The sequence below is a fragment of the Lysinibacillus sp. FSL K6-0057 genome, assembly GCF_038630885.1.
GTDB lineage: Bacteria > Bacillota > Bacilli > Bacillales_A > Planococcaceae > Lysinibacillus > Lysinibacillus fusiformis_F.
The window spans coordinates 2370356-2391479 of record NZ_CP152047.1 but is presented as its reverse complement, the minus strand read 5'-3'; the positions used below and the strand labels follow the sequence as shown (position 1 = coordinate 2391479).

The 21124-nt window shown below is 38.2% G+C and carries 27 protein-coding genes and 1 pseudogene; 11 read left to right on the top strand and 17 right to left on the bottom strand.

Features of this window, described 5'->3' with window-relative positions; all coding sequences use genetic code 11:
- Window positions 1-292: 292 nt before the first annotated feature.
- The gene (locus MHB40_RS11710; RefSeq protein WP_342443598.1) at window positions 293-727 is read right to left on the bottom strand and encodes a hypothetical protein; all 435 of its coding nucleotides are present in this window, start codon (window positions 725-727) and stop codon (window positions 293-295) included.
- 160 nt (window positions 728-887) lie between these two features.
- Between MHB40_RS11710 and MHB40_RS11705 the strand changes: the two genes are divergently transcribed.
- Entirely contained in the window at window positions 888-1367 is a 480-nt protein-coding gene (locus MHB40_RS11705) for a DUF6530 family protein (RefSeq protein WP_016994140.1), read from the top strand.
- A 20-nt stretch (window positions 1368-1387) separates the two neighbouring features.
- Window positions 1388-2764, top strand: a complete 1377-nt coding sequence (locus MHB40_RS11700) for an MATE family efflux transporter (protein ID WP_342443597.1) — start codon at window positions 1388-1390, stop codon at window positions 2762-2764.
- Window positions 2765-2942: 178 nt separating this feature from the next.
- On the opposite strand, the gene MHB40_RS11695 is transcribed toward MHB40_RS11700, so the two are convergent.
- Together MHB40_RS11695 and MHB40_RS11690 are read right to left on the bottom strand one after the other, a co-directional pair.
- Window positions 2943-3434, bottom strand: coding sequence for a hypothetical protein (locus MHB40_RS11695; protein ID WP_342443596.1), 492 nt, complete (start codon window positions 3432-3434; stop codon window positions 2943-2945).
- A gap of 25 nt (window positions 3435-3459) precedes the next feature.
- Complete coding sequence (locus MHB40_RS11690; RefSeq protein WP_342534658.1) at window positions 3460-4254, bottom strand: PhzF family phenazine biosynthesis protein; 795 nt, start codon at window positions 4252-4254, stop codon at window positions 3460-3462.
- Window positions 4255-4411: 157 nt separating this feature from the next.
- Here MHB40_RS11690 and MHB40_RS11685 point away from each other — a divergent pair, with 157 nt between their 5' ends.
- Window positions 4412-5569, top strand: a complete 1158-nt coding sequence (locus MHB40_RS11685; RefSeq protein WP_342534657.1) for a Ger(x)C family spore germination protein — start codon at window positions 4412-4414, stop codon at window positions 5567-5569.
- Window positions 5570-5601: 32 nt separating this feature from the next.
- Here MHB40_RS11685 and MHB40_RS11680 read toward each other — a convergent pair whose 3' ends face one another.
- Complete coding sequence (locus MHB40_RS11680; protein ID WP_342534656.1) at window positions 5602-6126, bottom strand: GNAT family protein; 525 nt, start codon at window positions 6124-6126, stop codon at window positions 5602-5604.
- A 285-nt stretch (window positions 6127-6411) separates the two neighbouring features.
- On the opposite strand from MHB40_RS11680, the gene MHB40_RS11675 reads away from it, so the two are divergent.
- The 3 genes from MHB40_RS11675 to MHB40_RS11665 all read left to right on the top strand — a co-directional run bounded on the left by MHB40_RS11675 (window position 6412) and on the right by MHB40_RS11665 (window position 7385).
- Complete coding sequence (locus MHB40_RS11675) at window positions 6412-6717, top strand: hypothetical protein (protein WP_342534655.1); 306 nt, start codon at window positions 6412-6414, stop codon at window positions 6715-6717.
- Window positions 6718-6927: 210 nt separating this feature from the next.
- Entirely contained in the window at window positions 6928-7152 is a 225-nt protein-coding gene (locus MHB40_RS11670) for a hypothetical protein (RefSeq protein ID WP_342534654.1), read from the top strand.
- Window positions 7153-7184: 32 nt separating this feature from the next.
- Entirely contained in the window at window positions 7185-7385 is a 201-nt protein-coding gene (locus MHB40_RS11665; RefSeq protein WP_342534653.1) for a hypothetical protein, read from the top strand.
- 16 nt (window positions 7386-7401) lie between these two features.
- Here MHB40_RS11665 and MHB40_RS11660 read toward each other — a convergent pair whose 3' ends face one another.
- Window positions 7402-7887 carry a hypothetical protein gene (locus MHB40_RS11660; protein ID WP_342534652.1) on the bottom strand — a complete coding sequence of 162 codons (486 nt, stop codon included), beginning with the start codon at window positions 7885-7887 and terminating at the stop codon, window positions 7402-7404.
- 123 nt (window positions 7888-8010) lie between these two features.
- Here MHB40_RS11660 and MHB40_RS11655 point away from each other — a divergent pair, with 123 nt between their 5' ends.
- Window positions 8011-8688: a hypothetical protein gene (locus tag MHB40_RS11655; protein WP_342534651.1), complete on the top strand. Its 678-nt coding sequence runs from the start codon at window positions 8011-8013 to the stop codon at window positions 8686-8688.
- Between the two features lie 42 nt (window positions 8689-8730).
- Here MHB40_RS11655 and MHB40_RS11650 read toward each other — a convergent pair whose 3' ends face one another.
- Window positions 8731-9750, bottom strand: coding sequence for a serine hydrolase (locus MHB40_RS11650; protein WP_342534650.1), 1020 nt, complete (start codon window positions 9748-9750; stop codon window positions 8731-8733).
- Window positions 9751-9910: 160 nt separating this feature from the next.
- On the opposite strand from MHB40_RS11650, the gene MHB40_RS11645 reads away from it, so the two are divergent.
- On the top strand, window positions 9911-10621 hold the full coding sequence (locus MHB40_RS11645; RefSeq protein WP_342534649.1) for a DUF421 domain-containing protein: 711 nt from the start codon (window positions 9911-9913) through the stop codon (window positions 10619-10621).
- 48 nt (window positions 10622-10669) lie between these two features.
- On the opposite strand, the gene MHB40_RS11640 is transcribed toward MHB40_RS11645, so the two are convergent.
- From MHB40_RS11640 to MHB40_RS11630, 3 genes are all read right to left on the bottom strand, one after another.
- Window positions 10670-11323 carry a DUF2306 domain-containing protein gene (locus MHB40_RS11640; protein ID WP_342534648.1) on the bottom strand — a complete coding sequence of 218 codons (654 nt, stop codon included), beginning with the start codon at window positions 11321-11323 and terminating at the stop codon, window positions 10670-10672.
- Window positions 11324-11443: 120 nt separating this feature from the next.
- Entirely contained in the window at window positions 11444-11857 is a 414-nt protein-coding gene (locus MHB40_RS11635) for a GNAT family N-acetyltransferase (RefSeq protein WP_342534647.1), read from the bottom strand.
- Window positions 11858-12339: 482 nt separating this feature from the next.
- A complete protein-coding gene (locus MHB40_RS11630) occupies window positions 12340-12909 on the bottom strand; it encodes a group-specific protein (protein WP_342534646.1) in 570 nt (189 codons plus the stop codon).
- 83 nt (window positions 12910-12992) lie between these two features.
- On the opposite strand from MHB40_RS11630, the gene MHB40_RS11625 reads away from it, so the two are divergent.
- Window positions 12993-13130, top strand: coding sequence for a hypothetical protein (locus MHB40_RS11625; RefSeq protein WP_342534645.1), 138 nt, complete (start codon window positions 12993-12995; stop codon window positions 13128-13130).
- 64 nt (window positions 13131-13194) lie between these two features.
- Here the strand turns inward: MHB40_RS11625 and MHB40_RS11620 are convergent, their stop codons facing one another.
- Genes MHB40_RS11620 through MHB40_RS11605 form a run of 4 tightly spaced genes read right to left on the bottom strand, consistent with a single transcriptional unit; the run spans window position 13195 to window position 15111 of the window.
- Window positions 13195-13674: an NUDIX domain-containing protein gene (locus MHB40_RS11620; protein WP_342534644.1), complete on the bottom strand. Its 480-nt coding sequence runs from the start codon at window positions 13672-13674 to the stop codon at window positions 13195-13197.
- Window positions 13675-13682: 8 nt separating this feature from the next.
- Window positions 13683-14057: a hypothetical protein gene (locus MHB40_RS11615; RefSeq protein ID WP_342534643.1), complete on the bottom strand. Its 375-nt coding sequence runs from the start codon at window positions 14055-14057 to the stop codon at window positions 13683-13685.
- A gap of 47 nt (window positions 14058-14104) precedes the next feature.
- Window positions 14105-14623 carry a hypothetical protein gene (locus MHB40_RS11610; RefSeq protein WP_342534768.1) on the bottom strand — a complete coding sequence of 173 codons (519 nt, stop codon included), beginning with the start codon at window positions 14621-14623 and terminating at the stop codon, window positions 14105-14107.
- A gap of 35 nt (window positions 14624-14658) precedes the next feature.
- Window positions 14659-15111 (bottom strand): hypothetical protein, encoded by a 453-nt coding sequence (locus tag MHB40_RS11605; RefSeq protein ID WP_342534642.1) that lies wholly within the window; start codon window positions 15109-15111, stop codon window positions 14659-14661.
- Window positions 15112-15222: 111 nt separating this feature from the next.
- Between MHB40_RS11605 and MHB40_RS11600 the strand changes: the two genes are divergently transcribed.
- The gene (locus tag MHB40_RS11600) at window positions 15223-15747 is read left to right on the top strand and encodes a GNAT family N-acetyltransferase (RefSeq protein WP_342534641.1); all 525 of its coding nucleotides are present in this window, start codon (window positions 15223-15225) and stop codon (window positions 15745-15747) included.
- 171 nt (window positions 15748-15918) lie between these two features.
- Here the strand turns inward: MHB40_RS11600 and MHB40_RS11595 are convergent, their stop codons facing one another.
- Window positions 15919-16887 carry an ABC transporter substrate-binding protein gene (locus tag MHB40_RS11595; RefSeq protein WP_342534640.1) on the bottom strand — a complete coding sequence of 323 codons (969 nt, stop codon included), beginning with the start codon at window positions 16885-16887 and terminating at the stop codon, window positions 15919-15921.
- A gap of 118 nt (window positions 16888-17005) precedes the next feature.
- A complete protein-coding gene (locus MHB40_RS11590) occupies window positions 17006-18604 on the bottom strand; it encodes a helix-turn-helix domain-containing protein (RefSeq protein WP_342534639.1) in 1599 nt (532 codons plus the stop codon).
- A gap of 382 nt (window positions 18605-18986) precedes the next feature.
- Between MHB40_RS11590 and MHB40_RS11585 the strand changes: the two are divergent.
- A pseudogene (locus tag MHB40_RS11585) lies at window positions 18987-19901 on the top strand (beta-propeller fold lactonase family protein); the annotation flags it as partial.
- A gap of 109 nt (window positions 19902-20010) precedes the next feature.
- Here MHB40_RS11585 and deoD read toward each other — a convergent pair.
- Together deoD and MHB40_RS11575 are read right to left on the bottom strand one after the other, a co-directional pair.
- On the bottom strand, window positions 20011-20718 hold the full coding sequence (deoD, locus tag MHB40_RS11580) for a purine-nucleoside phosphorylase (protein WP_205443358.1): 708 nt from the start codon (window positions 20716-20718) through the stop codon (window positions 20011-20013).
- Window positions 20719-20829: 111 nt separating this feature from the next.
- On the bottom strand, window positions 20830-21048 hold the full coding sequence (locus MHB40_RS11575; protein WP_205443357.1) for a YozE family protein: 219 nt from the start codon (window positions 21046-21048) through the stop codon (window positions 20830-20832).
- Window positions 21049-21124: the final 76 nt, after the last annotated feature.

Below are 21124 nucleotides of genomic sequence, written 5' to 3'. Positions count from 1 at the left end.
TTCACAAAAATTCTATAGATGGTTTTGTTTTTCAACACTATGAAAATAGGCATTGATAAACAATACCTATTTGCTAACATCTATATAATTTGGGCTAGCGTCCAACTTATTAGAATGACATGAAGCTGGCCCTCTTACCACAAAGAAACGCTTGCAACCATTATAATAAAACATAAAAATGCGATAGCTTGTCAGTCTAACAATGTATAGAGAATCACTATTGCTATATAAGGAATAAACTAGTTTTTCAGCTTGGTGTTTATCCATTTTACGCTCTTTGATAGGGTAAAACTTAACGCTTTTTACGTAAGCTCGTGAATAATATATAAATCACGATGAACAGAGCCATGATTCCTACTACTTTATAGAGATTTAGGGTAATGTTTGTTTGACGTTGATACGTATATTCCCCATCATTTATCGCTTTAAGGTATTGCCCTTTGTCCACTTGTACCGCAATAGCTATCTCCGTATCGATTCCCTTTATGGCAAAATACTTTGTCCCTTTAGGATAAGTATTTGAAAAATTCCCCTTATATTGTTCCATATCTGAATATTTCGTTACCGCTCCAATTTCATTGTCAATGGATGTCACTTTTTCTTCTGTCATTTTATAAATATGACCATCCCACACTACAAAATGATAGACCCAGCTCGTCGCACCAGCGGTCATAGGTATAAATAATAGCATTACTATACTGCACAAACAAAGTCGTAGATAGCGCATGTACATCTCTCCTTTCCATCATCTCACCTATTAGACTTACCGTGGAAGAAAAAGTTGCACCTCTACTTTTTCAATTGACTTCTTTTTAAGTGAATGCTAAATTTACTAAAGCAGTAATTTACTAAATTACTAAATTTGAAATGACAAGGAGTACGGATACATGAAAATTCCAACACATTTAAAACATAAACCTGTCATCGTGGCTGAAAATTATGCCAATATTGATGGGCGCACGGCTTATCAAACAGATGCCCAAGGGCTTTCACTTGGTCTGGCACAATGGAATGATCGAGGAAAGGTTGATATTTCTGCGAAGGTTTGGCGACATACAGGTGGCAAATGGTCTCGTCAATCAGAAGAACTACCCCTCCATCGCGTGCTTGATCTTGCTATTTTAGTGTGTGAAACGGAACTTTATTTTAAGGAGGCTTATCGTCACGAGCATTTATATGATGAAGAAAACCCTGTGATTAATCGTGTAGGCCTACAGGGTGATGCCATGACAGTGGAAGTTTGCACAGAAAATGAACAGATCAAAGAGGATATTCAGCTTTTTCAGCAAGCACTTAATAATGATGGTGAGCTAATTGGGGAACGCCTACGCACACTATCAAGAATCTTAAAAGAAATGGGTTATTAAAACTCAAGAGGAACTTAATTATGAATGAACAAATGTTACAGGATGATCGACAGCTACGCAAAGCCTTTTTCAATTTCTTGATTCCCGTGATGCTAGCGAATGTGCTGCAATCCGTCGGCCAAGTATTTGCTATGTTTATCGTCGGACGCAATTTAGGGGTCGATGCCCTAGCAGCCATTTCCGCATTTTTCCCGTTTTTCTTCTTTTTAATGGCCTTTGCGATTGGCATTGGTTCAGGAAGCTCTATTTTAGTCGGGCAAACATTTGGGGCTGGTAATCATGCCAAAATGAAAGAGGTTGTTGGTGTAACACTTGCTTTTACAACCATTTTATCCATTGCTGTCGCGATTTTTGGTGGCTTTTTCATCGAATGGATTTTACGCTTTATGCAAACACCTGCGAATATTTTAGACATGAGTATTAGTTATGCCAAAATATTATTCTTCACGTTACCTATTATGTTTTGGTATTTGGTGTACACAACCTTTATGCGTGGAGTTGGTGATTCGAAAACACCCTTCCTATTCTTAGTGATTAGTGTTGTGTTAAATATCGCCTTCCTACCACCTTTAGTATTCGGCTGGTTGGGGTTGCCTGCGTTTGGCTTAAATGGGGCTGCCTATGCTTCCGTGTTATCCAACCTCGTGACAATGATCCTGTTGTTAGCCTATTTGCATAAAACAAAGCATTTACTACGCTTTGATAAAACAATCCTACAGCATTTTAAATTAAAGAAAGATATTTTAACTTCCTTATTAAAGCTAGCCGTTCCATCCAGTATTAGCATGGTTGCCATTTCAGTGGCTGAAATTGCCGTGATTGGCTTTGTCAATGCCTATGGTTCAGATGCCACTGCCGCTTATGGCGTTGTCAATCAGGTAGCTAGCTATGCACAAGTCCCAGCAATGAGTATTGCCATTGCCACATCTGTCTTTGTAGCACAGGCGTTAGGGGCCAATTCTACGGAGATGATCAAAAAAATCCGTCAAATGGGGGTGCGAATTAATTATCTTCTAGGTGGCGCAATCATACTCATTATGTATCTGTTTGCAGAGCCTATTTTGGCTTTCTTTATCGATTCACATGAGACTGTGCTGATTGCCAAAAATTATTTATATTTCGCCTTTTGGAGCTATTTAATTTTTGGACACACACAAACCGTTTCTGCTACGATGCGTGCCACAGGTGTCGTATTATGGCCAACCATCTTCTTAGTCATTACGATTTGGGTGGTGCAGGTGCCATTAGCGTTCCTATTATCTCACCATACATCACTAGAGTTAAACGGTGTTTGGTTAGCCTATCCGATCACCTTCTGCGTCCATTTCATTATGCAATATGCATACTTCAAGCTAGGCTGGCAAAAGCGAACATTAAAAGCCATGCTGAGCGAATAAATCGAGGAGGATATGCCACGTGTGCATATCCTCTTTTTATTATGGCAACAAAATAACCAGGTACTCAGAAATTGAGCCCTGGTCATTTTGTGAAAAGTGAATGTTACTACTATGCTTTAGTTTTTTGTATTCTACTAATAGAGTAGTCGTTTACCTTTGAAAAAGGTTACAACAAATTTCAAATTTTTTTCTCGCTTTTTTCTGCTGGCAGCACGAACCATAGGAAGGCGATAAAAATAGAAAAACTGATTAGCATGAAAAAGGTATTTACATTAAAATATTGATTGTTGACATGGATGGTTAGCCCCGAAGTGATGTCTAAAAGGTATTGTTGATCTGCATAACCATATCGCTCAATCAAGGCTGCCTCAATCACTTTTCGGTAATTTGCTAGCGCCGATCTTTGATAAATAATACCTGCCAAAATATGAATAAACGTGAGGAATAAGCCGATCATTATAGCTCGTCTCCTTAGTCCGTACTGGCGGATAAGCCTCTGCCATAGCCAAACCATCACGAAAAATAGTGGGATTACCAGTATAAGTAACAATAGTGCAGGATTGCCATTACCAGAAGAAGAACCAGGGACTGCCGTCATTTGATTGATACCTATAAATAGGACGAAAACTAGTAAACTAATACAAAGTAAGAATAGTTTAATCACCTTCAATATACATCCTCCTACAAAACCATATCTAGATGCTTAATTCTCCTTGCAATACTTGAACTGCTTCGCCTGCAATCGTAACCCTGTCGTGATGAGGTGTCACATAAATTACACCACCCCGTTTGGAAAGCTGCTTACTTACAAGCTGTTGTTTGGTTAATTTCTCCCCCCAATAAGGCCCTAGTGCACCATGACTAGATCCATTCACATGATCTTCGTCAATGCCTTGTGCTGGAGAAAAGAAGCGTGACACGATATCAATGCCCTCTTCCTTCGACTGACTAGTTAGACATATCCCCCTAACAGGAAACTGCTTCATCGCAGAAAAATCTGGTTCAAAGTGTGCAATATGGTCATCATTGCTTACTTCCACAATATAATCCAATTCGGTCCTCCCAACAAAGATGGGCTTACCTCCTAACCAGTCTTCCAATGCGGAAGGACATACGATTGCTTCAATTTGATACTTTTTAATGGCGATTTCCACTCGTTCATGTTGCCACTTGGCATGTAAGGGACCACTAGCCGTATGAAATGTAATCGTGTGCTCCTTAGCCACTATCCCCTGCTGCCAAAGCACAAAAGCACTAGCAAGGGTGCCATGACCACAAATGGGTATTTCCATATGCGGTGTAAACCATCTGAGCGAAAAATCATGCTGTTTTTTTTCAATAAAGGCTGTTGTCGGAACAGGTATCTCCTGTGCAATTTTTTGCATGGTCTCCTCAGAAAGTTCTTCATCTAAGAGACATACTGCTGCGGGATTCCCTTTATACAGCTCTGTCGTAAATGTATTCATAAGACAATAAGAAATACGAGTCACAGTTCTCACCTCTTTTATCTGATCATACCTGAAACAAGCCTCATTGGATATCATTTCCTAAATCTTCTTTAAGCTGCAGGCTCTTTATAAAAAAGCCATCTTTTGTCTAAGCTAACACTATAAAATATAACTGTAGAGCTATTCGAGTGGAGAAACCATGAAAACCTATTTCAAATTGTTAATGATCATCGGATTGACAACCTTACTCGCTGGATGCTGGGATATTACGGAGCCACAAAGAATGTACTATATCAATGCAGTAGGTGTAGACTATGAAAACGACGAGTATATTGTCTATTTACAAGTGATTAATTTCGCCGATGTTGCGAAATCTGTACAGCCAAGTGCGAATGTGGCCCCTGCTGAAGTCGGGCGTGCCACAGGAAAAACAATAGAAGAAGCGATTTACAAATTGTATCGTTCCTCGGACCAGGAAATTTTTTGGGGGCATATGCGCTTTATTGTCTTTTCAGAGCGGGCTATGGAAAATGAACATATTATTCCAGTCATTGATACATTTATACGCTTTCGGGATACAAGGTATCAAATATGGGTGTATTGTACAAAAAATCCAGTCGATGAAATACTGCTTGTCACACCTATCTTAAGAAATTCTTTATCCTCATCAAAATTAAGTAACCCAATCAACCCAACAGAACAAGAAACATTTATCGAACCAAAAGACTTAAGAGATGTTGTCATCGGTTTAAATGAACCAAGTCATGAAGTAACAATTCCCTATGTGTCCATTAAAGACGATTGGCAAACCGATGAGGAGCAGGTGGAAGAAACCTATTTTTCAGGAGTTGGTGTTCTATCGAAAGATGGCTTTAAGGGGTTTGTGCAAGACAATGCTGCTCGCGGCAGTCAATGGATGCATAACTATACAAACCGAGGGGAAATTACCTTTCAATTAAACAACGATGACCAGGAAGAGCTAACGGTCAGTATTGAGAAAATACACGTCGATGTGAATCCACTTGTCAAACAAGAGGATGTTACATTTGAAGTCGAATTGAGAATTAATGCGACCATTAATGGTTTTAAAGGGAAAGTAACCGAACAAGAGCTGGAAGAACTTATTATTGCAGAGGTGAAAAAGGAAATTCATGAAACCTATAAAGAAGGCTTAAAATTAGATGTCGATATCTATCGTTTGTCAGAATATCTCTATCGCAATAACGTCAAGGCTTGGAAAAAGTTCGAGAAAGATGGAAAAATTCCATTATCAGAGGATTCCATTAGTAAAATTCATGTGGAAGTAGCCAAAATCAATCCAGGACGAAAAACATTTACAGAAACCATTAGTAAATGACCAGATGCCCTCTTAGGAATCTGGTCTCCATTTTATTTTATCAGTGAATACATATAGGTATCATGTGGCACATTATTTTGATGCATATATTTTTTTAATAAGCCTTCTTGTTCGAAGCCTATTTTTTGCAATAACAGATTAGAAGCTTCATTTTCTTTAAACACAATGGCACCAATTCGTACTAAATCCATCTCTTCAAAACCATAGGAAATGGCTCTTTTCACAGCTTCCTGAGCATAGCCCTTTCCCCAATATTCAGGAAAAAGTGCATAGCTGATTTCCGCTCTTCGATGCTCTATTGACCACTCTTGAAAGCCGATTGTACCAATAATCCCTTCTTGTTCCTTTAATGCAATGCCCCATTTAATACCGCGTTTTTCGGTAAAATTGTTGGCAAAATTTTTAAAGATTTGTTGCACCTGTACTAAATTCGTTAAAGGTTGTTGTCCATAATGACGTAAAACTTCAGGATTCGAAAAGCAATCAAGGAGAGCTTGTGCATCAGGACTCGCCAATTCTCTTAACACTAATCGTTCAGTATGTAATATAGGAAACATCGTATACCTCTTTTATCATGGATTTGTTAATCAAATTTTACATTTGGCAACGAACGATTTCAATCTTTATTTCCATTAGATGACATCTTATTAAAAGGACAAGGCCAAACGACCCTGTCCTTTTTGTGCGTGTTAGTTTGCTTGCGCATCCCGACAGCTTAAGACTAACACAGCCATCTGAACATACTCTATACAAATCCTCTACGAGTTCTCAACATGCTTTTGCATAAAATCACCCAACTTGACCACAATAAGTTCTAAATCAGTCAATGCGAGGTGCACGAAATGGAACATTTTCCACTCATACATACAAATTTTTGGGATGCCGTCATTGCAGTACCTGTCGTGATGTTGATTACACAACTCATCAAGAAAATATGTCATATTAAGCCTTTCTGGGTTCCGACCATTGCATTAGTCGTCGGCTTACTCATTTCCATTTTCATCAGCCATCGCCATAATCTTCTTGCTGGACTGTTTATGGGCTGGTTTTATGGCTATGCAGCAATTGGGAGTTATGCTTCTTTAAAAACTTCTTATATTGCCTATAAACAAAAGAAGCAAAAAAAACAGAAGTACACCGCTCCTTAAAATAGTAGCTATTGCACCAATATGTACAAAAGTTTATACTAAATTTTAACATTTACAATTCTACTATTAAGTTACTTTTTTAACAGAAAGATTAATTGGAGAGGAGGAAAAAACATAGCTGAACGAGATCTTACGCCTGAAGAAATAGATGCTATTTTATCTAGGCAGGAAAAATTAAATCGTCCTGCAAGCCAAAAAGATATTCAGGCTATGATAACAGCGATTGCTCTTGAATTAGACAAAGAAACAAAAGCTGAAGCACCGAACGAACAAATCATTCAACAATTAAAGCAATTGCTAGAGCATCATACGAATTACACTATATATATTAATGACAATACAGCCGACAGCATTTTTTATTCTTTTTCCCCAAAGAAAAAAAGCTTCGTTACTGAAAATAAGAACGACATACAATTTCTTATTATTCGACCATAGTTGCACACGCCAGAAAAACGGAGGAAAATCACGTGTCTAAAATCATTACTTTTGCCTTCAATACCAAGTATAAAGAGCAAATCCAGGAAACATTTTCATTTGAGCAATTAGGGATAAATGAGCAATTACCTAGCGATGAAATGAAAAAGCAAATCGATCAGCTATTTGAAAACTGGGTATGTGATCGCCTCAATCTTTCCTACAGCATCGTTATAGAGGAGGAAGATCAATGACCACTCTATCCCCTCTCTAGTAACTTCCATTAAAATTCGTCACATCAGCCTGCAAACGGTTAACGAACACTTGGATTTGTTCCATCGTCACGATTATACATAATGCAGGGCCACATTCTCTTGCTCCGTAATGATTCCTCTCATAGGCATCTAGGACAAACATTAATTTATAACGAGGCGCTGCTTCCTCCCTCTCCTCCTCAGGGATTTGAAAAATACCGTATCCAGGGTAAAAATATTGCCCATAATGTGGGATATGATAGATGCATAGTCCAGGATCATGCGGCTCGAACATACTTAAATGGGTAGGCTTCAATTGCGTCATGTCTTCTAATAATTGAAGAAAATCTCTTTTTAAACAATAAATTTCAGTATGTATGGCTGGGAAAGCTGGTCCATAGCGAAATTCAATGCGGAATTTTACACTTCCCTCGTTCACCAATATAATGTTAAGCTCTACCTCGCAACAAGGATTGCTCGAATATTCTTTTAATAGTGCCATCCTATCTCTCCTTTGTTCTTCTCTCTACAATATACTACGAAACTAATAATTTACCAAATAAATGAAAATATACGCATTTATGTATGATATAATAGAAGTACTTTTCATTTTATGGAGGTGAAGGTGTTGAAAAAATATTTGGTGACAGGCATTGTACTAGGAGCCCTCTTCCTTACAGGCTGTAATAATGATAACGAAGCAGCCTCACCACAATCTACATCAGTCGATGAACAAATAAAAGAAAAAGAATCTGTCATGGCACCTGTTCCATTAGTTTTGACGCTAGCACAGAAAGAACAATACTATAAAGAATATTCGACGATTGTCAATCAATTAAATGAAGAGTATGGTACAGGCTTTAAACTAGATCCCATTACAACATTTTCAGCGGATTATTGGCTTGAATTAAATGATTTTGAGGACATGTTAAAAGGAAGAATCGACACTTCATTTGTCGTGGTCGATAATAAGGAAATTTTTTCACCAGTAAAAGTACCAAAATTAGTGAAATTACATATGGGATCACATCAAACAATCATTCGTGTTGATGGTTCATTTGACACCCAACTAAGCAAGGATATTCCTGGTGGAAGACAGTTGTTCTCGGTTATGCATTCATTGTCGTCAAAAATTGAACAGGGCGAAGGCAACTGGACGCAAACAGGATATGACCCTGCCATTAAAGATCAAGGCAGTGCTTACAATATTACAATCGGTGGCTACTATTCATACAATGGTGTATCCTCGCCTCATATTATTGAGGTCGAATATTATTGTAATATATATGGTGGCATTACTTAAAGAGCTTGTCTGTAATCTTTTTTACAGACAAGCCCTATTCTTTTATAAGGTAGCCTCTATTCCTTTCATCATATCAAAAGCTCCCTTTGATTTATTGGAACAAACGACAACTTTGATGGACGACGCAGGATAATAAGCTGAATGGAAGCACACCCCAGGATCATATCCCATTACATGGTATTTTAGTATAGCTTGTTCACTGTTCTTCTTAATCCATACACCATAGCCATAACCATCATTTTCATTTATTTCTACATGAGGTAAAAGCAGCTGATTCGTTAAATCTTCATTTAAAAGCTCAAAGTTCATGAGCGCACACCAGAACCTAGCCATATCCTTCCCTGTGACAAATGCTCCCCCATCAGAACCACCTTTTACAGGTAAAGAATAGATATTGGTTTTCCAGCTACCGTCTGGGTTGTCTATATACCCTAACGCTGTATTAGATGGCAGAGAATCAAACGAAAAATAGCCAGATTCCGTCATATTCACCCGATCGAATAGATGTTGCTGAATGTAATCGGAAAAATCCATCCCAGCGATATGCTCTACGATTAATCCTAATACAATATATCCTGCATTGTTGTAATGAAATTTCTCACCTACTTTATGCTTCATCGGTCGATTCTGGAATAAAGGTAAGAAATCACGCAATGTTCGAAGCTGATACATCGGATTTTCAACCCACAACGCTTCAAAATCCTCCATTTCTTCCTCATCAAAATAATCGGGTATGCCCGAAGTATGTGTTAGCAGATGAGCAACGGTTACTTGCTCATCGAAGTGCTTAAAATGTGGAGGCAGACAATCACTTAATTTCGTGTCAAAAGAGAGCTTCCCTTTTTCAATAAGCTGACAAATAGCGACTGCGGTAAAGATTTTACAGCCAGAGGCAATGCCAAAACGAGTTTTAGCATGATTATCGATTTGTTCTGAGCGATTCGCATAGCCAAAGCTTTGGCTGACTAAGGCAACCTTCTCCTCATTTTCCACTAGAACTGTACCTGAAAAATCAACCTTCTCTTGTATTTCCATTACGATATGTTGTAATTTTGTTTGCATAAGTATTCTCCTGATTTTCTTAAATTTACTAAATAATAGATTTTTTATTTTAACCATATCGTTTTAAACATATTTTTACAAGTCTATTTCGTTTCAATCATGAAGATCCGCATAATCATGTAACGGAAGGAAACAATAAGAAAAAAGAGGATGTGTCACTGTGGAATTTTTTCATAGTCAAGAATCACTTACGGCGATTCAATGGATTCTCCGAGCCATTATCGCTTTTTTCTTCTTACTTTTCGCGACAAAAATTATGGGGCAGCGTTCTATTTCTCAGTTAAGATTACTGGACTTTGCCATGGCCATCACACTTGGGAATATTATCGCACACCCCCTATCTGATGAAGGATTAGGAATGAAGGGCTCCATGATTACCATGACCGTTTTAGTTTTGTTATACCTTATCGGTGTTTTTATAAGCCTAAAATGGATAGCCTTTCGCCATTTGATAGACTCACCGCCAATTCCCCTTATTAAAAATGGGCAAATTATTAACGCCAACTTACGGAAGGCTAGAATCTCTGTAGATTTGCTTTTATCCGAGCTAAGAAAGGAAAAAATTGAAGAGGTTCAAAATGTAGCGCTAGCATTGTGGGAACCAGACGGATCGATTTCTAGTTTTTTACACACGCCCTATCAAACACCGACACGGGCAGATATGAATTTACAGCCGGAACCCTTTTTTCTTCCGATTGTTCTTATTAAAGAGGGAAAAATTGATTACCATGAGCTAAGCAAAACCAAGCATTCTGAGCAATGGTTGAAGGGTCAACTGAAAGCAATCCATAACCTAGAAATAAAAGATGTCCTTCTCGCTACAGTGGATCAAAAGGACAATTTGCATGTATTTGAATACGAATTAAAATAAAAAGCATTAGGCTCTATTTAATCCCAATGCTCGAAGAAGATATTCAAGTCAAGTCGTCTTGGTTACATGTCGATTGTCCATCAATGCATGGAGCTTACGCTGGATATACCATTCCATCACGATGAAATTGGGCACCCAGCATAGCCAGGCGATAACGGCGTAACTATACTGAAAATAATCAAAGCCAAATAATACCGTAAACAAAGGTAGCCAAATTCGTAATGTGACAGCTGCAAAGGTTAAAGCATAATTTCTTAACATCCATTTCTGATGGCCTTGGATGTTTCGTTTTTTAATATGAACCAGCGCTTGAAACATGGTGATGAGCCACCCTATAGATAATAAAGCAAAGCCTAGCTGTGCTACCCAGCCCCCTGTTGCGTTCAGTGCTAAATAAAGTCCTGCCAAGCCACCAAATAAAATACTGACCATATACATATTGCCTAATATTCTATGGCGTTTCACATTTTTCTCTCGTAACTTTGATGACAATGTAAAAGGACCGATGACTAAGGCTAATACACCGAATACAATATGTATATAGAGCATCACATACCAAAATGAATTCAATGTAGCACTAAGCATGAGCTTTAATTGAACAAATCCTGCCTGCCGTGCATCGAATAGTAAATATTGAACAATCGAATAGCCCGCTATGAATAATGCCAAGCCGCATACAATCAACCACAATTTCTTTTTCATTTTTATAGCTCCTTTCTATGCTAGCGTACCATTGCAATTTCCTATCTTTTAACACAAACAAATAACAGGTCGTAAAAAGCATATAAGTGGACGTTTATCGACAGTACAACGAATTGACCATTATGTAGTGCAGGCTAATAGACAGGCAAAACGCTCCACCCCAGGGTAATTTTCACCTAAACTCGTAATGTGAAAGCCGAGATTTTTATAAAAGAGTACGGCTTCTTGATCTGTTTCTGCATAAATGGAAGAAAAAGCATGATGTTCTTCTACATGCCGAATCATCTCACGTCCAATGCCCTTTCCACGAAAAACGGGCGATACGGCTATATGTTTAATTTCACAGCGATTTGCCTCTCCTTTAACGATTCCTATACAACCGACTAAATCTTGCTCGATGGTATAGCCATACAACACTCTTTCAGGATTTTCGATATACAATGGATATTCCCTATCCACTTTCTTTTCGGAAGTAGCATAGGATAATAATGTTTTCACTTCGGGTTGAATCTTGCTTGATTGAATCAGTTTCATGGAATTCTACCTTTCTTAGGCGTCATTTTAACTTACTAATAATACCTTTAAATTACTATATTTGTAAATAACGTTTTAACACTTCCATAATATACTAAAACATTATCTTTTATGTTATGATGACTTAAAAGTTGAGGAGGGAGTCCCTTGCTGGTTAAAGGCTATAAATTTAGTTTACCGCTCTTTTATTGGCTACTTTTCATACCCATCTTTTTGGGGACGAGTTACAAAGCATTATTTTTTGATTGGCACATACAAAAATATACTTTCCATGAATTAGAAGATTTCGGTCGTTATGTAATGATACTAGCAACAAGCTTGATTGAAGCTTTTATTTATCTACTCATTTTTCGACTGATTGTGTATTTGCTTCAACTCGTATTTCGACAGTCTAATAGAAATCATAGCTAATGAGTAGGAGGAAGAAATTAAGACATTTAAGGGTAGCCAACTACTCGGCATACCCTATTCCTTTTTCCACCTCAGTTAGGATTGAAGTGATTCCACGTAATGATTTCCGCCTCATCTACGTTGACATTGCCTAAGCTCAAGAGATGCGGAATATACGCAAAAAGCCCAAAGTTCTTGCCTTTTTCTTTCTCCGTTTGGAAATAGTCAATGGTTGCTAAAGGTAGCTGTTCCAGTTCCCTATAATCATCTATCGACAGTAATTTTATATCCTCTGCAGCGATTGCCCCTGCTGGCCCTTTATAGTGTTCCTTCGAATACAGGTACATCGCATTTTGATTAGCCACTAGTTTTTGGATTGGAATTTGATAAAACATAAGGTTTTCTTTCGTTTCAATACCTAGCTCTGTTAACTTCTTATAAATATAATTAGGGTGGATAGGTAGGAAATGGACAACATCATTCCACAAGCAATTTAATGGTGGGATTTCTCTTGATAGCAATTTCGTTCGCTCAGGATGGTCAAAATACTTTTTCGTATAGCGTTCATATAAATCTGGATACATTGCCCCAAGCCTATTTAATGGCATCAACTCCTGACCAACCATGTGACTTGGAACCATATGATAAACATATCTCTGCATGACAAGCACCTCCACCTAACTATTTCTTCATACATTTGGAAATTCCTGTTACAATGATTGTAAAAATAGAAAGTAGGTGCAAGATGGAATTATTGTTTGTCATTGTTATTTTTGCTGGGATTTTGGCGATATATGATTCGATTAGACGAGTCAACAATACTATTTTGGAGCAAACTGAGGAAATAAAGAAATTACGAGAAGAGCTGAAAAATAAAAACTAGAAGGGCTAATACTTTTGCTTTGGATAATCAATCGAATTGGCAATATCAATCAAGACTTCAGCTGTTAAATGGACGTAAAGTAGCTAAGTGTCGGTACTATGTTATTCGCGTGAAGCATTCTTTCAAGCTCTAGCTTTGTGACCCATTGAATCGCTGTCACCTCATCCTCTTGAAGTATGGTGTCACTCATTTCAAAGCTTTGGTCAAACAACCAAACATCGTAAAAATCATTGAAACAATCACGACGTTCACTCTTTACTAATTGTCCATTGGTCCTCAATAATTGTATCCCTATTTCCTCTTCCACCTCTCGAATAGCCCCATCCAGACTGCTTTCGCCAGCTACTATAGAGCCACCAGGACATTCCCATAAATGAGGATAATGTTTATTGGGATGTCTTTTTGTTAATAGGATTTCTCCCTTGTTATTACGAATCCATACGTGCACAACGATATGGTAATCTTCAGCTGCTAATTCTGTCCCTCGTACATGACGCTTATTTGTTTTTTTTCGGTTTTTATCGTAGATATCCCATACTTCCAAAGGGCACCTCATTTCTGAATTTGAACAAGCACATACTGCTTCGTCCACATTTCCGTTGTCACAATGGAACGTTCCCCATTTTTTTCAAAAAATAGCCCGCTCCCCTCCTTTTCAAGAAATGCCCATCCTTCATTAGCCATCATTTGCTGAATGTCCTCATCCACCTTCTGTATGCCCCTAGCTGAAATGGCTGTGAGATACCAAGTTGCCTTCTTATCATTGGAGAGCGCCACTAAATCAAAGGGGGATGCATTTAATTTTTGTATAGCTTCCTTTGGTGTAAGGGAATCGATCGGCAAAGGAGGATAAAATAATTTATTACTATAAATAACGACTGCACATACTGCCAAAAGAGCTGCTATTAGTAAGCCTAAACTTTTCATTATTTCATCTCTCCTTCACTAAAAATATTCTAATGTAAAAAAACTCTTTAAAACTTCTCATGATTTATTTCTTCAATCATTTCTATTATTCCATTCTCATGAACGGCCTTCACCTTTACATCTTGAATTGGACTAATGGCATACCAAAATCGTTTATCGTTTTCAATGGGAAGGAGCTTCGCCAATTCATCGCCTACATAAATCTCAACAATTGAATTGTCGTCTATTGTACCTGAATAGATATAGGGTTCACTATTCATCGCAGACCATTGTACAGGAGAATGCCACTTAGCTCCCCTCGTTTGTATCCATTCCCACTGATTCTTTTCTTTTTCAAAGTAAGCAATATAAATTTTTTCTTCCTGATCTTTCTGTTCTAAGAAAATGGCAATGGCATCCCCTTCATGAACGACATTCAACTCTTTCTGAACGAGGGAATACGTAAAGTTTTTTTCACCTAGATGCATTTCCGTCATTTTTTGCTGAAAAAAATGTTCAAATTGTTGTTCTTCATTTGAACATCCCAGTAAGAAAACTAAAACAAACAAGAAACTTACCATCATCACTCTTTTCAATGTTCTTTCTCCTTTTACTATGCTATTCAAGCTTTTAATAGTGAAGAAAAGTTATAAAAAGCATTTAAAACATCCTCTCCTAAAGGATGCGCAAATGCTTGATCTTTAAATGGGAAGATACCTTCATTCTCTAACTGCACCAAATATTTTTTGAAACCTTGCTCTATAGCCTCCATATACTCCCTAAGCGTAAATTGATAATTAACTATTCTTTCGATAGGATAATGACTTTTATGTTCAATTAATATGTATTCACCATCACTGGAAAAAATATAGTAATCAAAGTATCCATGACAATCTATCGTTACTTGATTTGTATTCCCTTGATAAAAACTGGTGAGCGTGGAGAAAAATTGTGGGATGGCTATAAAGGCTAAACCAGATCTAAAACTAAATAATTGTTCATCATTTGACACATCAAATTGAATATCTCCACCATCTAAATTAATTTGAATAGTACACATATACTTATTTTTCAAGAATACCCTCCTCTATAAACCTATACATTTCATATTTTACCTTATTTAGTAAATAAACTGTAGAACATGTTATAATTCCGTTTATAAAGATTTACATAGGAGGTGATAAAATTGATCGTTAGAAAGGCAACCCTACAAGATGCGAAAGGGATTGGAAAAGTGCATGTTGATAGTTGGCGAACAACCTATAAACATATTGTGCCAGTTGAATATTTAAGTAAGTTATCTTACGAACAAAGAACGCAATTATGGACGCAACAACTTGCCGATAAAACCAAGTATGTTCTAGTAGCTGAAAATGAATTGGGCGACATTATTGGCTTCACATCTGCAAGTAAAAGAGACTCAAACCCCACATCTAATTCCAATTATCTAGAAACGCTCTATCTGTTAGAAGACTATCACGGGAAAGGGATAGGAAAACAATTGTTGCAGGCAATCTTTCACTACTTTCATGAAAAGAACTATCAAACTATATTTGTTGAAGTCTTAGCTGAGAATAAAACACGTCATTTTTATGGACATTATGGTGCGAATCTTATTAAAAGCTTAGAAATTACAATTGGTGGGAAAGTAGTAGAAGAATTAGTGTATGAATGGCATGATATCGAAGAAACTTTAGAGAAACGCATGTAATAAATTTGATTTTTAAATACTGTCTGGTCAAAGCAAATAAAGAAAATCTTTTCAGCGATGGATCATTTGTTTTATTAGCTATAATGTAATTAGTATTTACAAAGCTATGTAATGATCTTCCAACAATAAAGGCCACTCATCATGAGTGACCTTTAAGGGTTTATTTCATTCTTATTGTTTATTCGTCAACATTTTTACAACTTCTTTGATTTGCAGCTCTAATGAAATGGGATCATTGCCCCAGAATAAATCTGGATCTAGCTTGAACACTCGGTCATTCTTCACAGCGTCTAGTGATTTCCAAAGTCCTTCGCTCTCACCCCATACTTCTGAGATCAAATCACCCTGATCGATGAAGATATAATCGCCCGCATATTCAGGAATAACCTCGTACGAAACTTGTCGATAGGCTTCTTTCCCTATCATTTCCTTCTCCTGTTTGGCAGGTGGCTTTAATTGCAGATGCTTATAAATGGCTTCACCGCCCCTATAGCCTCCGTCACCGTAGATATAAAATCCTTTATCTACTACAAAAACGCCCATCAGTGCAAATGTGTCATCTGGCTTCACAATATCCGCAAGTTGTGCTCGTGCATCCTCTGCTGTCTTATCTAGATGCTTAATCCATTTTTCGGCTTCCTCTTTTTTATCTAAAGCATCGCCCAAAAGACGCATAATTTCATAAATATCACCTGAAGAGCTATAAGGGAGTGCAAGCGTTGGTGCGATTTTCTCATACTGCTGAAGAATCTTTTCATCACTCACCCAAGTGATGATTAAATCTGGTTTCAGCTGAACGATTGTCTCCAATGATCGCTCTCCAGTTGATTCAATTCCATCAATCTGATCCTGTATGACTTTGTTCTCCAAATCCCATTGCGTAGAACCGACTGGCTTCACCCCTAGCACAAGCAACTCTGGTAAATAGCCATCCGTTACAATGCGCTGCGGATTACGTGGCATTTCAAGCTCTCCACGTTGCGTTTTAATTATTTTTGTCGCTGAGTCTGATGTTTCAGCTGTTGAAGAAGTATCCTTATTTGTCTCCGTTTTCGTGCTATCATTCGCATTGCCACAGGCAGTAAGTATAACGATTAAAGCAAGAAATAATATGGGTTTTACTAGTTTATGTAAGTACAAGATTGTACCTCCTTGTTTGATAATGATTATCATTCGCGATGATATGTTCATTATAAAGACAAGATTGTACAAGGACAACGCCTATAAATTGGATGTTGTATAGGGAAAATTGTTGGATTTAACTTTGATTAGTGAACAATTTTACCATTACATCAAGTTGAAGCTCCAATGATAGACCATCATCAAACCAAAAATCATTGAGCTTCAGTAAGTGTAGTTGGCAGCCTTGTTCATACACTAATCGTTGCCAAACAGAGCGCTGCATCAACTTTTCACGGAAAGATTCCGTATCATCAGCCGGCACAATTAAAAACATGTGACTTGCCGAGTACAATGGTACGTCCTGTTCTTCGACTTTCAGATGTTTACCTGTTTGCAGTACCTCCTGCTGAATACACTGAGGCGCACTGAGTCCTAAAAGCTGATATAAAGTATAGGCGGAGCGAACGGATAGATAAGGAATCAGCCATAAATTATCGTGCCCTAATTCATAGATTCCTGCTGTCATCCCGGGCTCTAAAAATGGTTTGATGATTGTTCTCGCTTCCTGAGCTGATTGCTGCAACCTCGTCATCCAATCCTCAGCCTCCTGTGTTCGCCCAAGCAGTGTACCAAGCAATTGCACTTCCTCAAGCTTGTCTAGCTGCCCCCAAGGAAGAGTCAAAACAGGAGCGATTTGTTCGAGAGCTTTCAGTATATCAGGGTAATTATATAAATAAGTGGGAGCTACGATTAGCTCTGGGGCTAGTTGTCGCAACACTTCCATTTGATCAAAAGATTCTATCTCCACAATATTCGGCAGATGCTTGTGCAACAGATGGGATGATTGAAGCAGCTCCCGTGTAGTCGCAAGGGGCTGAATATTTAGAGCCAGTAATGCTCCAAGAAATTGAATACTGACTATACGGTTTGTATGTCTCCTTTTGCGAAAACTGCTAGCTGAAAGGTGAACATACTTGGTGAATGTTTTCCCCAAATACGAGCCATCTGCGAATCCTGTTTTCAATGCAATATCCTGCAATTTGTCATTTGTGCCGAGTAGCATACGCTTTGCCTGATCAATCCGAATTTGATTGACGTACTCAGCAAAGCCCCACCCTGTTTCCTTCTTAAACAATGAGGAGAAATAGCTTTCGTTAAAACCAGTCATATTGGCCATAAAAGAGCGTGTTAGTGGTGCTGCAAAATGCTGTTTAATATAGGTAACGGCCTGCTGAATGGCTTGATCATGTGTCACGAAACTGATATCGATACGCTTTCTTTCAAAAATCGTATCGAGTAACTCATGCAGGAGCAAATGGAGCTTAGGAGTAGCACTTACCTTTTGTGTCTGCTGAAACTGCGCCATCAAATTTTTCAGCAGTCCTTCCGCATATCGAGGAAATTCCATAACCTGTCCATGCCCTGGCAAATGTGCTGTATCAGCCACATAAATTAGCGTGTCTTGTTCCCGTTTAGCCAATCGATAACTGTTAAAGGATAGACAGTAAACAGGAGCAAATGCTTCTCCCTCACTTGGGACCATATGAAAGTCCTGTTCTGGATGCAGAAGCAAGACAAATTGCCCTTTCCCTATTCGACAACTACGCTTCTCTGCCCGAATGGCAATCGGTTGTGTAGGAATGATAATCATAGGAAACGGCCCTGTCAGCATAACAGGACGAATCGTTCCCTCATCGGCTAGTAGCCCTGTATCCAAAAGCTCATAGGTTAGCATTTTATTCACCTCTTTCTTTAATTCTTCTATGTATCTCTCAACCTGTAATTTATCTGCTTCTTTATTTCCAAGATCTTTTTATCCTATGCAATTATATTATATCCCCTATTGGAATTGATAATTTCCTTTTCTATTTCAACGAATTTATTGTCAAGGCAGACCTATTCATTTCTCCGAAGAAAAGGGATTGGCTAGGTAAACGTACAAAAAGCCTAACTCTTTACGCATAAAGTAGCCATATATGACCGAAAGGATGTCCTGTGTGGGGAAAGAACAGAAATATTTAAAAAAATTCAAGTTCAAATCAAATCCAAATTGTCATTGTCGTTGCTGTTGTCCTTGTTGTCGTTGTAATTGTAAGCCCCCATTTTTACCCATACCACCAAGCTGTCATTATCTCGTCTATGTGACAGATGCTGGGCAGCTAGCAACGCCTGATAATAGAGTATCTGTGATCGATACCGCAACAAACACAATCGTCGCTACCATTCCAGTAGGAACTGCTCCGCTAGAAGTAGCGATTACACCAAATGGCGCTTTTGGTTATGTTCCAGCGCTCTTCTCGGATAATGTAACGGTTTTTAGCACGGCCACAAACTTGCCAATTGCTACCATCCCTGTAGGCATTAACCCCCTTGGTGTTGCCATTTCACCAAATGGGACGCTTGCTTATGTATCCAATCACGGATCGAGCAATGTATCTGTCATCAACACAGCTACCAATACCGTAACCGCTACGATTCCAGTAGGGCTACAACCTCAAGGTATTGCTTTTACGCCGAATGGTGCGTTTGCATATGTTGCAAACGAGAATTCAAATTCAGTATCTGTTATCAATACTGCAACCAATACGGTGATTGCGACAATCCCTGTAGGAATTCGTCCTAGATCCATTGTTTTCACGCCAAGCGGACAATTTGCTTACGTGACAAACGAAAATAGCGGCTCAGTATCGGTCATTAATGCCACTACAAATACGGTAGTGGATACTATCCCTGTCGGAGCAGGCCCAGTAGGAACAGCTATTACACCTAATGGAACACTTGTTTACATTGTGAATAAAGGTAATAATACGGTATCTGTTATCAGTACAGCCACTAACACGGTAATTGCGACAATTCCAGTAGGATCATCTCCAGACCAAGTAACCATCCTGCCAAATGGAACACTTGCCTATGTAACAAATCAAACAGATAATACGGTGTCTGTCATCGACATAGCAACAAACATGGTAATTGCCACAATCCCAGGATTTAACGGCCCTACTGGTATCAAAACCGGAACCATCTGCCTATAATTTCCCAAGAAAAAAGCAACCGACTATTCCCTGTCCATCTTAAAAAATGGTCGGTTTTTTGTCGGTTGCCTTTGTTCATTATGAAATTAGATTGGTATAAAACGTTGAGTTAGTCTTGAATTGCTGCGTCTAATGCTACCACAATCATATCATTGAACGTTGTTTGACGTTCTTCAGCTGTTGTTACTTCACCTGTAATGATGTGGTCACTTACTGTTAGAACAGAAAGTGCTTTACGGCCGAATTTTGCAGCTAATGTGTAAAGAGCTGCTGATTCCATTTCTACTGCTAGTACGCCGTATTGAGCTAATTTTTCGTTTTGGTGCTCGTCTGAGTAGAATAAATCTGCTGTGAAGATATTCCCTACTTGTAAGTTAAGACCTGCATCTTTACCTGCATTATATGCTTTTAATAAAAGGTCAAAGTCAGCGATTGGTGCGAAGTCGATAGCACCGCCCCAAATGATTTGGTTCATACGTGTATCCGAAGTTGCTCCTTGCGCTAAAATCACGTCACGCACTTTTACATCTTTTTGAATTGCACCACAAGTACCTACACGGATTAATTTTTGTACATCATATTCTTGCATTAATTCTGTTACATAGATAGAAATAGATGGCACACCCATACCAGTTCCTTGTACAGAAATACGTTTCCCTTTATACGTACCAGTGTATCCGAACATATTACGTACTTCATTGTAGCAAGTTACATCTTCTAAAAATGTTTCTGCAATGTATTTTGCACGTAGTGGATCTCCTGGAAGTAAAATTGTGTCAGCGATTTCACCTTTTTTTGCATTAATATGAATACTCATACTGCAATCCCTCTTTTCTGTCAGTTATCACTATAAATAATACTGTGTTTCTGTCATTTACGCAATGCTAGACGTCTAGCAACTTCAAAATTATTTATAGTTTTCGTACAATTAAGCTTGTTCCTCATAAAGCGTCCACAAAGAATCAAAGGTCTCGATTGTTAAGTTTTCCGTCGCGTAGGTTTCGATATAGTCGGACAACTCATTAAAGTCTGTGCTCTGCTTTGGAAAATTATGCTCATGAAATACTTCCTCTGCGAAGCGTACTTTAGGGTCAGACCAATCACCACCTCGATAGGTTAGGACATATAAATAAAAACTTTTCTTCATCAAACAATTTCCCCTTTTTATGCATTGGCTTTTCGCTAGTGTATCAAAAAAAATAGCGTTCGTCATAACTTCCACT

What these genes read in the sequence shown, in the direction of transcription:
- MHB40_RS11710 (WP_342443598.1), bottom strand. Translation starts at nt 727, where the DNA reads ATGCGCTATCTACGACTTTGTTTGTGCAGTATAGTAATGCTATTATTT.
- MHB40_RS11705 (WP_016994140.1), top strand. Translation starts at nt 888, where the DNA reads ATGAAAATTCCAACACATTTAAAACATAAACCTGTCATCGTGGCTGAA.
- MHB40_RS11700 (WP_342443597.1), top strand. Translation starts at nt 1,388, where the DNA reads ATGAATGAACAAATGTTACAGGATGATCGACAGCTACGCAAAGCCTTT.
- MHB40_RS11685 (WP_342534657.1), top strand. Translation starts at nt 4,412, where the DNA reads ATGAAAACCTATTTCAAATTGTTAATGATCATCGGATTGACAACCTTA.
- MHB40_RS11680 (WP_342534656.1), bottom strand. Translation starts at nt 6,126, where the DNA reads ATGTTTCCTATATTACATACTGAACGATTAGTGTTAAGAGAATTGGCG.
- MHB40_RS11675 (WP_342534655.1), top strand. Translation starts at nt 6,412, where the DNA reads ATGGAACATTTTCCACTCATACATACAAATTTTTGGGATGCCGTCATT.
- MHB40_RS11670 (WP_342534654.1), top strand. Translation starts at nt 6,928, where the DNA reads ATGATAACAGCGATTGCTCTTGAATTAGACAAAGAAACAAAAGCTGAA.
- MHB40_RS11660 (WP_342534652.1), bottom strand. Translation starts at nt 7,887, where the DNA reads ATGGCACTATTAAAAGAATATTCGAGCAATCCTTGTTGCGAGGTAGAG.
- MHB40_RS11650 (WP_342534650.1), bottom strand. Translation starts at nt 9,750, where the DNA reads ATGCAAACAAAATTACAACATATCGTAATGGAAATACAAGAGAAGGTT.
- MHB40_RS11640 (WP_342534648.1), bottom strand. Translation starts at nt 11,323, where the DNA reads ATGAAAAAGAAATTGTGGTTGATTGTATGCGGCTTGGCATTATTCATA.
- MHB40_RS11635 (WP_342534647.1), bottom strand. Translation starts at nt 11,857, where the DNA reads ATGAAACTGATTCAATCAAGCAAGATTCAACCCGAAGTGAAAACATTA.
- MHB40_RS11630 (WP_342534646.1), bottom strand. Translation starts at nt 12,909, where the DNA reads ATGCAGAGATATGTTTATCATATGGTTCCAAGTCACATGGTTGGTCAG.
- MHB40_RS11625 (WP_342534645.1), top strand. Translation starts at nt 12,993, where the DNA reads ATGGAATTATTGTTTGTCATTGTTATTTTTGCTGGGATTTTGGCGATA.
- MHB40_RS11615 (WP_342534643.1), bottom strand. Translation starts at nt 14,057, where the DNA reads ATGAAAAGTTTAGGCTTACTAATAGCAGCTCTTTTGGCAGTATGTGCA.
- MHB40_RS11590 (WP_342534639.1), bottom strand. Translation starts at nt 18,604, where the DNA reads ATGCTAACCTATGAGCTTTTGGATACAGGGCTACTAGCCGATGAGGGA.
- deoD (WP_205443358.1), bottom strand. Translation starts at nt 20,718, where the DNA reads ATGAGTATTCATATTAATGCAAAAAAAGGTGAAATCGCTGACACAATT.
- MHB40_RS11575 (WP_205443357.1), bottom strand. Translation starts at nt 21,048, where the DNA reads ATGAAGAAAAGTTTTTATTTATATGTCCTAACCTATCGAGGTGGTGAT.